The sequence below is a fragment of the Cellulomonas sp. Leaf395 genome (assembly GCF_001424125.1).
GTDB lineage: Bacteria > Actinomycetota > Actinomycetes > Actinomycetales > Cellulomonadaceae > Cellulomonas.
Window position 1 is genome coordinate 461,202 of the sequence record NZ_LMQI01000002.1, and the last position, 14,172, is coordinate 475,373.

The 14,172-nt window shown below is 72.9% G+C and carries 8 protein-coding genes; 4 read left to right on the plus strand and 4 right to left on the minus strand.

The window, feature by feature from the left end:
- Nucleotides 1-36 precede the first annotated feature (36 nt).
- From recC to ASG23_RS06510, 4 genes are all read left to right on the plus strand, one after another.
- Entirely contained in the window at nt 37-3,366 is a 3,330-nt protein-coding gene (gene recC / locus ASG23_RS06495; protein WP_235520918.1) for an exodeoxyribonuclease V subunit gamma, read from the plus strand.
- Nucleotides 3,363-6,680 (plus strand): UvrD-helicase domain-containing protein, encoded by a 3,318-nt coding sequence (locus tag ASG23_RS06500; RefSeq protein ID WP_056021873.1) that lies wholly within the window; start codon nt 3,363-3,365, stop codon nt 6,678-6,680. Before recC ends, ASG23_RS06500 begins: the two co-directional genes overlap by 4 nt.
- The gene (gene recD / locus ASG23_RS06505; RefSeq protein WP_056021877.1) at nt 6,677-8,374 is read left to right on the plus strand and encodes an exodeoxyribonuclease V subunit alpha; all 1,698 of its coding nucleotides are present in this window, start codon (nt 6,677-6,679) and stop codon (nt 8,372-8,374) included. Before ASG23_RS06500 ends, recD begins: the two co-directional genes overlap by 4 nt.
- A gap of 134 nt (nt 8,375-8,508) precedes the next feature.
- Nucleotides 8,509-10,119 carry a lipase family alpha/beta hydrolase gene (locus tag ASG23_RS06510; protein ID WP_056021880.1) on the plus strand — a complete coding sequence of 537 codons (1,611 nt, stop codon included), beginning with the start codon at nt 8,509-8,511 and terminating at the stop codon, nt 10,117-10,119.
- A gap of 23 nt (nt 10,120-10,142) precedes the next feature.
- Here ASG23_RS06510 and ASG23_RS06515 read toward each other — a convergent pair whose 3' ends face one another.
- The 4 genes from ASG23_RS06515 to ASG23_RS06530 all read right to left on the minus strand — a co-directional run bounded on the left by ASG23_RS06515 (nt 10,143) and on the right by ASG23_RS06530 (nt 14,061).
- Complete coding sequence (locus ASG23_RS06515; RefSeq protein WP_157465543.1) at nt 10,143-11,213, minus strand: hypothetical protein; 1,071 nt, start codon at nt 11,211-11,213, stop codon at nt 10,143-10,145.
- Nucleotides 11,214-11,400: 187 nt separating this feature from the next.
- The gene (locus tag ASG23_RS06520) at nt 11,401-12,993 is read right to left on the minus strand and encodes a M28 family metallopeptidase (RefSeq protein WP_056021887.1); all 1,593 of its coding nucleotides are present in this window, start codon (nt 12,991-12,993) and stop codon (nt 11,401-11,403) included.
- Between the two features lie 170 nt (nt 12,994-13,163).
- Nucleotides 13,164-13,355 (minus strand): hypothetical protein, encoded by a 192-nt coding sequence (locus ASG23_RS06525; RefSeq protein ID WP_162242665.1) that lies wholly within the window; start codon nt 13,353-13,355, stop codon nt 13,164-13,166.
- A 79-nt stretch (nt 13,356-13,434) separates the two neighbouring features.
- A complete protein-coding gene (locus tag ASG23_RS06530) occupies nt 13,435-14,061 on the minus strand; it encodes a DNA alkylation repair protein (protein WP_056022717.1) in 627 nt (208 codons plus the stop codon).
- Between the last annotated feature and the right edge of the window lie 111 nt (nt 14,062-14,172).

The window sequence follows — 14,172 nt, forward strand, 5'->3', positions numbered from 1 at the left end:
TCTGCCGACCTTGGCGTCATCGCTAGAGTGCCCAGGGTGACCCTGGCCGCGTCGACGACGACCGCCTCGGGCCTGCGCGTCCACGTCGCCGAGCGCACGGATGTCCTGGTCGGCGCACTGGCGGACGTCCTCACCGCCGCCCCGGCCGACCCGTTCACCCCGGACGTCGTCGCGGTCCCCACACGCGGCGTGGAGCGCTGGGTCGCCCAGCGCCTCTCCCATCGGCTCGGTACGGGGCCGGGAGCGGACGGCATCTGCGCGAACGTCCTCTTCCCGTCCCCGCGCCGCCTGGTGAGCGATGCGCTGGCGAGCGCGGCCGCCGACGACCCGTGGAGTCCTGAGCAGCTGCCGTGGCGCGTGCTGGCGACGATCGACGCGCACCTCGGCGCGGACTGGCTCCGCACGGTGAGCCGTTACCTCGGCGCGGACGAGTCCGACGAGGTCCGCCGCAGCCGCCGATTCCGCGTGGCGCAGCGGGTGGCCCGGCTGTTCCGCGCGTACGACGTCCAGCGCCCGGCGATGCTGCGCGCCTGGGCACAAGGACGCGACGACGACGGCCTGGGAGCCCTCCTCCCGGACGACCTGCGCTGGCAGCCGCACCTGTGGCGGGAGGTGCGCGACGCGGTCGGGATGCCGGCGCCCGCGGAGCGGCTGGAGGAGGCGGTCGCGCGGCTCCGAGCCGACCCGTCGTCGGTGGACCTGCCGGGGCGACTCTCAGTCTTCGGCGCCACGGCGCTCCCCGACGGCCACCTGCGCGTCCTCGACGCGCTCGCGGAGCACCGCGAGGTCCACCTCTGGCTGCCCCAGCCGTCGCTCGCGCTCTGGGACCGCGTGACTCCCGGCGGATCGACCCGCAGGTCGCAGGCCCGAAGGGACGCACGGCACCCGCTGCTGGCGAGCATGGCCGGCGACGCGACCGAGCTGGCCACCCGCGTCCTCCAGCTCGACCCGACCACGACCGTCCTCCCCTCCCAGCCACGCCCGAGCACCGCGCTCGGCGCCCTCCAGGACCGGATCGCCGACGACCGCAGCGACGGTCCGACGCACGAGGCAGCACGGCACGACCGCTCCCTCCAGGTCCATTCCTGCCACGGCCGCTCGCGCCAGGTCGAGGTGCTGCGCGAGGTCGTGGTCGGCCTGCTCGCCGACGACGACACCCTCGAGCCCCGCGACGTCATCGTCATGTGCCCGGACGTCGAGGCGTTCGCGCCGCTGGTCGAGGCCGCGTTCGGCCCGACGGCGGGGGTCGACGACGGAGCCCCGGAGCATCCCGGTCGCACGCTGCGGGTCCGGATCGCCGACCGTGCACCACGGATCGCCAACCCGGTCCTCGCGGTCGTCGCGACCCTGCTGGAGCTCGCCGACTCGCGCGTCGGGGCGTCGGCGGTGGTCGACCTCGCGGGACAGGCGCCGGTGCGCAGGCGGTTCGGCTTCGACGACGAGGAGCTCGACCGCGTACGGGCGTGGGCGCTCGAGTCGGGGGTGCGGTGGGGCGAGGACGTGTCGCGGCGTGAGCGCTACCAGCTGGGCTCCCTCGCACAGGGCACCTGGGCGACCGCGCTGGACCGGCTGCTGCTCGGCGTGGCGATGGCCGAGGAGGACCAGCGCTTCGTCGGCACGGTCCTGCCCGTCGACGACGTCGGCTCGACCGACGTGGACCTGGTCGGGCGGCTCGCGGAGTTCGTCGAGCGCCTGTCGGCGACCCTGCGCGAGCTCGACGGAGCGCGGCCCGCACAGGGCTGGTTCGACACGCTCGACCGAGCCGTCCGACTGCTCACGGACGTCCGGCCCGCGGACCGCTGGCAGCAGGCCGAGGCTGCCCGGGCCCTCGACGCCGTGCGGACGTCGGAGGGCGCCACGCTGCGGCTCGCGGACGTCGTCGCGCTGCTCGAGCCGCACCTCGCAGGCCGCCCGACGCGCTCGGGCTTCCGCACCGGCGCGCTGACCGTGTGCTCGCTCGCGCCCATGCGGGCCGTGCCGCACCGGGTGGTCGCGCTGCTCGGGATGGACGACGGCGCGTTCCCCCGCGGGTCGGGCCGCGACGGCGACGACATCCTGGCGCGCGACCCGCTCGTCGGGGAGCGGGACGCCCGGCAGGAGGACCGCCAGCTCTTCCTCGACGCGGTGACCAGCGCCCAGCAGCACCTCGTCGTCGTCTACTCGGGTGCCGACGAGCGCACGGGCGCGGCCCGACCGCCTGCCGTGCCGGTCGGCGAGCTGCTCGACGCCCTCGACGCCGCCGTGACCTGGCCCGACGAGGAGAATGCTCGCGACCAGGTCGTCCACCACCCGCTGCAGACCGTCGATGAGCGCAACTTCGTGCCGGGAGGACTCGGCCGGAGTGAGCCGTTCAGCTTCGACGTGCTCGACCTCGCCGCGGCACTCACGAGACGCGGGGCGCACGCGCCCGACGACACGGAACCGCTCGCGCCCCCGGAGACCGACCAGCTCGACCTGGACGACCTGGCGTCGACCCTCGAGCACCCCGTCCGCGCGTTCGTCCGGCAGCGGCTGGGCGCGACCCTCCCCGGCGACGAGCCGCAGCTCGAGGACCGCCTCCCCCTCGAGCTGGACGGACTCGACCGGTGGGCCATCGGCGACCGTCTGCTGCAGGCGGCGCTCGACGGCATCGACCTCGACGCCGCCGCGGCGGCCGAGCGACGCCGGGGACACATGCCGCCGGCGACCCTCGGCAGCGCCACGCTGCACCAGATCACCGCGCAGGTGGAGCCGCTGCTCGCGGCGTCGCACAGCTACCTGCAGGAGCCGGCCGAGAGCATCGACGTCACCATCGCGCTCGACGACGGACGCACGCTCACCGGCACGGTGAACGGGGTGCGCGGCGACGTCCTGGTCCGCACGGTGTTCTCGCGGCTCGGCGCCAAGCACCGCCTGCGCGCCTGGGTCCAGCTGCTGGCGCTCGCCACCGCGTTCCCCGACCGCACGTTCACGGCGGTGACGATCGGCCGCGGCCAGGTCAGCGCGTCGCGGATCGCGCGGCTCACGGCGCCGGAGCACCCGCTGGAGATCCTGCACCGACTGGTCGCGATCCACGACGAGGCGATGTGCGGCCCGCTCCCCCTGCCGCTGGCCACCGGGCTCGCCTACGCGCACCCGCGCACCGGCGGTGGCGACGAGGCCGACGCGCTGGCCAGCGCCCGCAAGGAGCTCGGCCACGCGGACGACGCGGCGAACGGGCGCGGCGGCTTCGAGGCTGCCGACGACTACCACCTGCTCGCGTTCGGCGACCCGGTCACGTTCGACCGGTTGCTCGTCGAGAAGGCCACCGGCTCCGAGTCGACCCGGTTCGGCGCGCTGTCGATGGGCCTCTGGTCGGACCTCATCGCGCACGAGGAGGTCGGATGACGGTGCCGCACGAGCCCTTCGACGTCTGCGGCCCCCTGCCCCAGGGAACCGTCGTGCTCGAGGCCAGCGCGGGCACGGGCAAGACCACGACGATAGCGTCGCTGGCCGTCCGGTACGTCGCCGAGGGCGTCGCCCGTCTGCCCGAGCTCATGCTCGTCACGTTCGGCCGCCTGGCCACCTCCGAGCTGCGTGAGCGCGTCCGCGAGCGCCTCGTCGAGGTCGAACGAGCGCTGCGGGACACGGAGCACGAGGCCACCGACCCGGTCGTCGCCCTCCTGGCCGGCACCGACCGCGACGCCCGAGCCGGACGGCTGACCACAGCGCTGGCCGAGTTCGACGCCGCGACCATCACCACGACGCACGGCTTCTGCCAGCAGATGCTCACCTCGCTGGGCACTCTGGGGGACGTCGAGCCCGACGCGCGGCTGGTCCCGGACATCGCGTCGCTGGAGGCGGAGGTGGTCGACGACCTCTACCTGCGCAAGTACGCGTTCACGGACAAGCCGACGCTGTCGGTGACGGACGCCCGGAAGATCGCGCACGAGGCGATCAGCGACTCCGCCGCGACGCTGGAACCGGCAGACGCGACCGAGGCGAGGGCACGCGACTCCTACGGCCTCGCCGCGGCCTCCCGCAACGAGCTGGTCCGCCGGAAGCGCGCCCTGCGCGTGCTCGACTACGACGACCTGCTGGTGCTCCTGCGCGACGCGCTCACCGACCCGCAGACGGGCACCGCCGCCGCGGAACGGGTCCGCTCCCGCTACCGCATCGTCATGGTCGACGAGTTCCAGGACACCGACCCGGTGCAGTGGGACATCCTGCGGGAGGCGTTCCACGGGCACCGCACCCTCGTGCTGATCGGGGACCCGAAGCAGGCGATCTACCGGTTCCGCGGCGCGGACGTCGCCACCTACCTGCGCGCCCGCGCCGTCGCGACGACGCAGACCCTGCACCGCAACTGGCGCGCCGACCCCGCCGTGCTCGACGGGCTCGCCCCGATCCTGTCGGGGACGGCACTCGGCGACCCCCGCATCGTCGTCCACCCGATCGAGCCCGCACGGACGGGCCGGCGGCTGCGCGGGGGCCCCGCGGTCCGGCTCCGTCAGGTGACCCGCACGGCCCTGCAGGCGCCCGACGACGCCACCAACCCGCCGGTCGGCACGGTCCGCGACTTCGTCTACGGCGACGTCGCCGCCCAGGTGCTGCGGACGCTGAGCGAGGAGCAGATCGCCGACGACGGCGGCTGGCGGCCTGTCGAGCCGGGCGACATCGCGGTGCTCACGCGGGTCAACCGCGACGCCGTCGCCGTGCAGCGCGCGCTGGCGTCCGCCGGCGTGCCGGCGGTGATCTCGATGTTGTCCAGCGTGTTCGGGACGCCGTCCGCGCGCGACTGGCTGATCCTCCTCTCGGCGCTCGCGCGCCCCGGCGTCGGCGGCTTCGTGTCCGCGGCCGCGCTCACCCCGTTCGTCGGCTGGAGCGCGAACGACCTCGCCGAGGCGTCCGACGAGCGTCGTGACCAGCTGGCCGACCTGCTGCGGACGTGGTCGCGCGTGCTCGACGACCACGGCGTCGCCTCCCTGCTCGAGGCCACCGCCGCGGCGGGCCTGCGCGCGCGGCTGGTCCGGCTTCCCGACGGCGAGCGTCGCCTGACCGATGTCCGGCACGTCGGCGAGGCACTGCACGCTGCCGCGACGGACGACGGGCTCGGCGCGGCCGCGCTCCTCGAGTGGCTGCGCGCCCGCGTCGACGAGGCCGGGCAGGACTACACCGAGGAGCGCAGCCGGCGCCTGGAGACCGACACGGCGGCCGTGCAGGTCATCACCGTGCACGCGAGCAAGGGGCTGCAGTTCCCCGTGGTCCTCGTGCCGTTCCTCTGGGACAAGTACACGCCGCCCACCCCGGCGACCATCGGATACGACCGGGACGACGTCCGGCTGCTGCACGTGGGCGGCAGGGGCACCCCGGGGTACGACGAGGCGCGCACGGCCGGTGCCGCAGCCGACGACGGCGAGGGTCTGCGGCTGGCGTACGTGGCCCTGACGCGTGCCACCAGCCAGGTCGTCGCGTGGTGGGCGCCGTCGGCCAACTCGGTCCGCGGCGCGCTCACCCGGCTCCTGCTCAGCACCCGCGACACCGACGGGAACCCGGCCCCGCTGGTGCGGTCGACCACCGACGCCCGGACGACGGACACGCTGCGCGCCCTCACCGTCGACGCGCTCGAGCTCGAGGTCGTGACGTCGGCATCGGCTCTGCGCCCCTGGGCCCCGCCCGCGTCGCCGGCCGCGGACCTGCGCGCCGCGACGCTCGGCCGGCGACCCGACGTCGCCTGGCGCCGAACCTCCTACTCGGCGCTCACGGCGGCCGCGCACGATGCGGCGAGCGGGGGCGAGCGCGTCGGGTCCGAGCCCGAGTCGCCAGGCGTGCAGGACGAGCCTGACGTGCTCCCCGCGGCGGTCGCCGACCAGGCACCCGGGCGCGACCTCCCCTCCCCGATGGCGGACCTCCCGTCCGGCACGACCTTCGGCACGTTCGCCCACCGGGTGCTGGAGCTCGTCGACACGAGCGCGCCGGACCTGGCCGCCGAGCTCGCCGCTCGCTGTGCCGAGGCCGGGACGGGCACCCTTCTGGCCGCCGACCCCGCGACGACGGCGGCGGCCCTGCTCCCGTCGCTCCACACCACGCTCGGCCCGCTGGCCGGCGGACTGTCGCTCGCGGCGATCGGCCCACGCGACCGCCTCGCCGAGCTCGAGTTCGAGCTGCCGCTGGCCGGCGGCGACACCGGTCCACGCCGCGGCGCGAAGTCGATCCGCGACGTGGCCGGCCTCCTGCGCTCGCACCTGCCCGACGACGACCCGTTCGCCCCCTACGCCGACCGGCTGGACGACGAGTCGCTGTCCACCGCCCGCCTGCGCGGCTACCTCACCGGCTCCATCGACGCGGTCCTGCGCGTACCGGCCGACGTGCCGGGCGGTCACCGCTACCTCGTCGTCGACTACAAGACGAACCGCCTCGGCACGTTCGACGAGCCCCTGACGCTCTGGCACTACCGCCCGGCGTCGACGCTCGCCGCGATGATGGACGCCCACTACCCGCTCCAGCTCCTGCTGTACTCCGCGGCGCTGCACCGCTACCTGCGCTGGCGGCTCCCGGCCTACGACCCGGCGTCGCACCTGGGTGGCGGCCTCTACCTGTTCCTGCGCGGGATGGCCGGCCCGTCGACTCCCGCGGTCGGCGGCGTGCCGTTCGGCGTCGTGTCGTGGCGTCCGCCCGCCGCGCTCGTGGTCGCCCTCTCCGACCTGCTGGCCGGCTCATGACGACCACGGACGACCCGTACGGCGCGACCATCCCGCGGGACGTGACCGGACTTCTCGCGTCGATGGGAGACGTGCTCACGGCTGCCGACGTGCACGTCGCCCGACGCCTCGGCGCGATCGGCGGCGAGGACGACGAACGCGTCCTGCTCGCCGCCGCGCTCGCGGTCCAGGCGCTGCGCAGCGGGTCGGTGTGCGTGGTCCTCGACGACGGCACCTGGCCCGCCGTGGAAGGGTGGCACGAAGCGATCCGCCGCAGCCCGCTCGTCGCCGACGGCCCCGACGGCCAGGCCGACCGCCCGCTGCGCTGGGTGGACGGTCGCGTCTACCTCGACCGTTACTGGCGCGACGAGCAGACCGTCCGAGCCGCGATGCACGACCGCCTCTCGCGGCCGGCCACCGCCGATGCCGACGCGCTCGACGCCGCCGTCGACCGTCTCTACCCGTCGGCCACCGACGCCGCCCAGCGCGAGGCGCTGCGCACCGCCGCGACGTCGCACCTCATGGTCCTGACCGGCGGACCCGGCACCGGCAAGACGACGACGGTCGCCCGCCTGGTCGCGGCCCTCCAGGCCGCCGCCGGACCGCACCTGCGCGTCGCGCTCGCAGCCCCCACCGGCAAGGCGGCCGCCCGCCTGCAGGAGTCGGTCAACGCGGAGGTCGCGCTGCTCGGTGCCGAGGATGTCGGCCGCGTCCGGGCCACGACGGTCCACCGCCTGCTGGGCTGGCGCCCCGGCACGACGACCCGGTTCCGGCACGACCGCCTGCGTCGGCTCCCGCACGACGTCGTCATTGTCGACGAGTCGTCGATGGTCTCCCTGTCCCTGATGGCGCGGCTGGTCGAGGCGCTGCGACCGACCGCCCGGCTCGTGCTCGTCGGCGACCCGGACCAGCTGGCCAGCGTCGAGGCCGGCGCGATCCTCAGCGACCTCGTGGCCGCCCTCCCCCGCGGCGTCGTCCGTCTCACCCAGGCGCACCGCTACGGCCCGGCGCTCGCGGCCCTCGCCGAGGCGATCCGGGCAGGCGACGCCGAGACCACCCTCGCGCTCCTGCGGTCGGGCGACGAGCACCGTGAGCTGATCGAACCCGCCGACGAACGCCTCTCCGCACAGGACGTCGCCGGCCTGCGGTCGGACCTCGAGACCAGCGGCCACGCGCTCGCGGCTGCCGCTCGCGACGGCGATGCGGCGAGCGCGCTCCGGGCGCTGGGCACGCACCGGCTCCTGCTCGCCCACCGCGAGGGTCCGTTCGGCGTCGCCCACTGGGCCGCGACCGCGGAGGCGTGGATCGGCTCCGGCCCTGGCGTCTGGCCCCTGGGTCGACCGCTGCTGGTGACAGAGAACGACCGCGCCAGCGGGCTCTACAACGGCGACACCGGCGTCGTGATCTCCGACCGGCTCGGCGGCGTCGTGGTCGCGTTCGGCGAACCCGAGGACCCGCGCCTGGTCCGCCCGTACCGGCTGCCGGCCGTCCAGCCCGTGCACGCCATGACGGTCCACCGCGGCCAGGGCAGCCAGTTCCACCGCGTGACGCTCCTGCTGCCGCCGGACACCTCGCCGCTGCTCACCCGCGAGCTCCTGTACACGGCGGTCACGCGCGCCCGCGAGCACGTCCGGGTCATCGGGACGGAGGACGCCATCCGTGCCGCCGTCGAACGGCCGGTCCGCCGAGCGAGCGGTCTGCGGGAGCCGCGCTGACGGGCGTCCACCGTCAGGACCGATGTGCCCGGACACAGCCGCACCTGCGCCCTTTCGGGCCGTGCGGGTGCACGAGTAGCGTCGTTGTGTCCGACTGTGCCACACAGGGGTGGCTGCGGTAGTGGGGGGCAACCATGGATGACGCACTGCGACCGCTCGTGCTGGTTCGGGGCTTCGGTGGTCCGGACGTGTCCGACGAGCAGGGCAGCCCCTATCAGGGCTTCAACGACGGCTCCGTCTACCCGAGCCGACGCGGTGACAACTACATCTACGAGGGCTTCGTCCTGCGCGCCCTGAAGTCGGAGTCCTATCCGTACCGGGATGCCACGAACGTCGTCGGGTTCTACTCGGAGGACCTCCCCTCCCCGATCGAGCCACATCACCTCGACGACGACGACGTCACGGGCAGCGTGGTCCTCGATCCGCAGACCGAGCAGCGCGTCCTGCGTGACGGCGTGGCCAACACGATCTGGGTCTACCGGTACTACGACCTGCGGCCGCGTGCGCTCGAACGGTACGGCGAGGGCCTTCGACGACTCGTCGAGCTCATCGAGCGCTCGGCAAAGCGCCACGGTGAGGATTTCACCGGCGTCGACATCGTCGCGCACAGCATGGGCGGTCTCGTGGTCCGCGAAGGGCTCGCGCGCATGGACGAGGTCTCCTCGGGTTCGGCCCGCACGCTCGTGAACCGGGTGGTCACCCTGGGCACACCGCACCGGGGGATCGCCTTCCAACGAGCACCGAGCTGGCTGCTGCGGATGTTGCCGCTCATCGAGGAGGCCGGACGGGAGCTGTCGTCGTTCGACCCGACCAGCACCAAGTTCGACGACTGGGCGGAGCACTTCGACGTGGGACGCGTGCTGACGGTCGTCGGCACGAACTACCGCACCTACGGGCCGGCCGTCGCTTCGTTCGGCAACCGGCTGAGCAGCCTCTTCGACGAAGGCACGCTCGCCACGAACCGCAGCGACGGGCTGGTCAAGCAGGCGTCCGCGCAGCTCCCGGGTGCGCCGCGCACCTTCGTCCACAAGTGCCACGGAGGTCCGGACTCGCTCGTGACGTCCCGGGAGGCCTACGAGATCGCCATGCGGTTCTTCCACGGCTCCCACAAGGTGTCGCTCTGGCTGGACCAGGCGGAGGTCAGCCGCGGCCACGACACGTTCGGGCGCAGCGAGTTCTACTTCGGAGTGTCGATCAAGCCCCGGTTCGTGGACTTCGAGCTGGTCCACCAGAGCGCCGAGGCTGAGAACTGCTACGGGCCGTTCCACCAGGCCGACCTTGGCGACCCTCTCCCCGACCTGGTGACCGAGCTGAGCAAACCGCTCGCCGCGTTCGGTGACCGGACGACGGGCTGGGCGGGGCCGGACCGTCTGGTGTGGGAGGGCTGGATCGACCTGTCCTCCGCGCCGACGAGTGCGCACGGCATGGTGTTCCGCATCGACGTGTACGTCGGCGAACGGGACACGTTCGGGATCGGCTTCTCGGACAACGTCGTGTTCCGCAAGCAGTACTACGTGCAGGTGTTCCCGGGCGACCCGTGGGAGCTGTACGTCCACACCGGCGAGAAGTTCCTCGGCACGAAGGAGCCCGCGGACCAGGACGCCATCCGTGCGATCGCTCAAACCGGCACGAGGTCCGAGGTCCAGTCTGCGGTCACCGATCCCGACCACCCCGGGCAGCGCCTGTTCCATGTCGGAGGGACGGGATTCAGTGCGACGTTCCGCGTGGGTGTCGAGCACACCTGACGAACCGACGGGGAGCTGATGACCTACGTCGGGTCCTTCGAGGCCAACAGGTCCCCCGCGCTCTTGTCGGCGAAGGCCGTGAGCGCCTGCTGGGCAGAGCCGAACAGGACCGCGAGCGCGAGCAGCTGAGGCACCCCCTCCGCCGTCGTCGCCGCGACGAGACCGCCGGCCACGAACATCACCCCGACCACCGAGACGAGCGGGCCGAGCGCCAGCTTCAGGAGCCCCTGTTGGATCGGCAGGCGGTACGGCAGCCCGGCCGACCGCGCTCGGATCGTCGTCGGGATCGCGGTGATGAATGCGCCGAGCGACCCCGCGACCATGACGAACGCGAGGAGCATCCACGGCGCCCCGGTGAACTCCGTCGGCGGCGGGACCAACCAGATGCTCGGCACCAGCCACTGCACGACGAGCAGCGCGACGATGGACGCCACGGTCAGGATCGTGATGCCGAGCATGCCGTTGCGCAGGCGACGGGCGGCCTCGTGGAACTCGTTGGATGCGTCGTGGGACCGCTCGAGCAGGTCGCGCACGCCGCTGCGGAACTCCCCGAGGTCCTTGGGTGGCACCCGTGTCCATCGGGCCGCCTGTCCCACCGACTGGTCGTGCTTCGGCAGGTACCGCTTCGCGTCCGCGACCATCCCGTCGAGGCCGCCCTTGAGGTCCTTGCCCGACCGGTACATGACCAGGGCCCGCTCCACCCCGTGCAGCGTCTGCCAGACCGCCTCGATCCGGGCGCCGGTCAGCCACTCCCGCAGCCCCTGCGCGTGCCGGTGGCTCTCCTGGTTGCCGCGTCCGATCAGCATCCGGTCGACGTCGACCAGGTCGCTGCGGAGCATGTCGACGACCTCCTGCGGCATGCTGCCCTTGAGCTCCTCGATCTGCCGCAGCAGCTCGCGACGGCGCGCCTCCGGCTGTGCCTGCCAAGAGGCGAGTCCCAGGAACGTGGGCGGCGGCGATGCCGGCGCACCCCTGGCTCGTCCCAGACCCGATGCCGTTCTCGGTGCGGGCAGGTAGATCTGCCCGTCCGCCGCCATGGGCTTGACCGGGTGCTCGTTCCTGGTGAGATCCCGGGTATCCGTCGCGTTCGACATCGTGAAGCCCCCTACGTCCCGCGTGCCTGCCGTGCGCACCTGATGAGGTCAGGACACGCGTGCGGCCCATCGGATACATGCGTGGCACCGGCTCGCGGCCGAGCCGTCGCCCCGAGGGGCCCGGAACCAGCGGTTCCGGACCCCTCGGGACGCATCTGCCGGCTGACGTGCCGGCGTCAGCGGGTCGTCATTCGACCCCGTCGACCTCGTCACCCCCGCCGCTGCCGGTGGTCCCCTGCGGACCGGCCGGTGCCGGGAGCACGAAGTTCCCCGGTACCTGCTGCCCGACGACACCGTTCACCGTCTCGGTCGAGTACGCGTACGTGAGGACGGCCGCCGCGATCGCGTCGGTGTTCACGTCGAGCGCCTCGAGCGAGATGTTGTCGATCGTGTCGCACGCGAGGTGGTAGCACGGGTCGTACTGCTGGCCCGCCGTCCCACCCCAGATCGCAGCCTGCTCCGGGGACTTCACAACCTCGGCGCCGGTGAACAGGCCACCGGCCGGGATCCCGTTCTGGATGAACGCCTGGTAGTCGCTGCGTCCGCTGAACTCGGCGTCGTCGTACGGGATTCCCCGCGACGTGTAGAACGACTCGAAGAAGTCCTCGATCTGGACGGATCCCTCGGGCACCACGACGGGCGCCGGGAAGCCCGACTCGTCGCCGTCGTACACCATGAAGATGTAGTTCGGCGACGCGACCATGTCGAAGTTCAGGTACAGCGCGATCTCGTCGAGACCGGCCTGGTCCAGTCCGGCGACGTAGGCGCGCGACCCCAGCAGCCCGCTCTCCTCGGCCCCCCACCACGCGAACCGCAGGGTGTTCTCCGGCTTGACCTTGGCGATCTGCTGGGCGACCTCCAGGAGTGCGGAGGAACCGCTGCCGTTGTCGTTGATCCCCGGCCCGGCCTGGACCGAGTCGAGGTGCGCGCCCGCCATGACGACGTTGCCGTCGGTCCGGCCGGCCAGCTCGGCGATGACGTTCACCTGCGGCCTCGACTCCGGCAGGTCGACCCGGACTCGTGCGGTCGACCCGGCTGCGGCGAGCGCCTCGCCGTCCGCGAAGCTCGCGCCGACCACGGGGATGCTCAACGGCGTCTGGTTGATGCCGAAGAGCGTGCCGGTGACGAGGCCCGAGCGCAGCTCGGTGTTGCCCTGGTTGAAGATGATGACGGCCTCGGCGCCCGCCGTCTGGGCGTTGATCGCCTTGACGCCGAACTCGCAGGTCCCTCGCTGGATCAGCGCGATGTCGGCCGTGCCGCTGAAATCAAGACCGACGAAGTCGGAGGCCTCGCACCCGCTGGTGACCGGATCACGTGGCGGGGCGAGCACGATGTCGACCGGGATGACGTTGCCGGTCACCTCGCCGTAGCCGGTGCCGGTGAACACCCCGGTGCTGTAGGTCGCCTGGGTCGGCATCAGCTGTTCGAGCAGCGGCGGCGGAACGAATGTGAAGGGGAACTCGTCGAGCTCGACACTCCATCCTGCGGCCTCAAGCGTCTCGACGACGTAGTCGACGCTGGCGGTGTAGCCCGTCGTGCCTGCGGCGCGGTTGCCTCCGTTGGCATCCGCGATGGCCTGGAAGGCCTCCTCGTGCTCGAGGACGCCGTCGACGGTGACGCATCCGAGCACCTTGTCGTAGGTGTTGTTGGTGCGACTGTCGCACGCCGTGGCCGCGGGCGCCGCAGTGGCTGCGGCTGCGGGTACGAGCACCGACGCGAAGGCGAGGCCGGCAGTGGCCAGGACCGTCGATGCTCGTCGTGACTGTTGGGCTGGGAACATTGGGTGAGTCCCTTTCGAGCGGGGGCGTCAGGGTGGCGCCCGACCTTCGGAGCCTACGGACGAAGTCGCGCGCCCGGTATACCCCTGGATGTCACGGATCCCAGGCTGCTGCGGCTGGCCGTCGGTCAGCTGGCCGATCCCGCGCACGTGCACTCGCCCGCCGGGACGACTCAGCCCTCGGACGCGCTCGGACGGGTGCGAGCCTTGATTCGCTCCCGATCCACCACGACCGCCTCGATGCCGCAGCTCGTGCAGCGGAACGTGTGGATGCTCCACCGGTATGGCCGGTAGATGCGCTCAGCCTTCTCGTAAGCGATGTAGATGTGCGCGCACTGCGTCATGAACGAAACCTCCTCAGCCACGTCCTTGTGAACGCTGGCCCGGACGTTAGTGCCGACCGCCGACAACCCGAGGGCCGGAATCGCTCGTGACGGTGCGGACCTACCGGACGTCACGCAAAGGCGTCCGGCCCACTCGTCGGGCCGGGATGCTGTCGGAATCGACAAGGCGTTCCGCCGTCGTCAGCACGGCCAGCTTCAGGTCACCGTTGCGCCGGCCGACGGCGCGCAACGACATCGAGATCGACTTGCCCACCAACGGTCGCTCGTCCCCCGCGTGCTCCTCGACGAGGCCCAGCGCGGCGACGAAGCTCTCGTCCGGCGCACCGGCGTCGTGCAGCGCGAGGCTCCACAGCAACGCGAACGCTGCACGCCGCACGAACTCCGCGTCGTCGGCGGCCCACGGCTCGAGCCGGGTCCAGGCGCCCGGTGCACGGTCGAAGAGCGTGAAGCACACGGTGTCGCAGAGAGCCCAGCTGTCGAAGTCCGCGCACCAAGCGTCCATCTGCTCGATCGTCACAGCCGACGGATCGTCGACGAGCCCCGCCAGGACCCGCGCCTCGTAGACGCCGGTCGCCCACAGGTCGGCGGCGAGCCGGTGATCGCGGCCGACCCGACGAGCGACGAGCTTCATGTCCGCCATCGACACCCCGAGAGCCCGGTCGACGTGGATGCCGTACCGCGGACCCAGCAGGGCGCGCGCGTCGGCCGACGCGTGGTCCTGCAGCATGTCCAGCACCTCGGATGCCGACAGAGCTGGGCTGTCGGGATGCGACGGGGGGTAGTCCATCGATACGCCTCACGGGAGCTCGGGGACGAGGTTGAACGCGGGCACGTCACG

What these genes read in the sequence shown, in the direction of transcription:
- ASG23_RS06500 (WP_056021873.1), top strand. Translation starts at nt 3,363, where the DNA reads ATGACGGTGCCGCACGAGCCCTTCGACGTCTGCGGCCCCCTGCCCCAG.
- recD (WP_056021877.1), top strand. Translation starts at nt 6,677, where the DNA reads ATGACGACCACGGACGACCCGTACGGCGCGACCATCCCGCGGGACGTG.
- ASG23_RS06510 (WP_056021880.1), top strand. Translation starts at nt 8,509, where the DNA reads ATGGATGACGCACTGCGACCGCTCGTGCTGGTTCGGGGCTTCGGTGGT.
- ASG23_RS06515 (WP_157465543.1), bottom strand. Translation starts at nt 11,213, where the DNA reads ATGTCGAACGCGACGGATACCCGGGATCTCACCAGGAACGAGCACCCG.
- ASG23_RS06520 (WP_056021887.1), bottom strand. Translation starts at nt 12,993, where the DNA reads ATGTTCCCAGCCCAACAGTCACGACGAGCATCGACGGTCCTGGCCACT.
- ASG23_RS06530 (WP_056022717.1), bottom strand. Translation starts at nt 14,061, where the DNA reads ATGCTGCAGGACCACGCGTCGGCCGACGCGCGCGCCCTGCTGGGTCCG.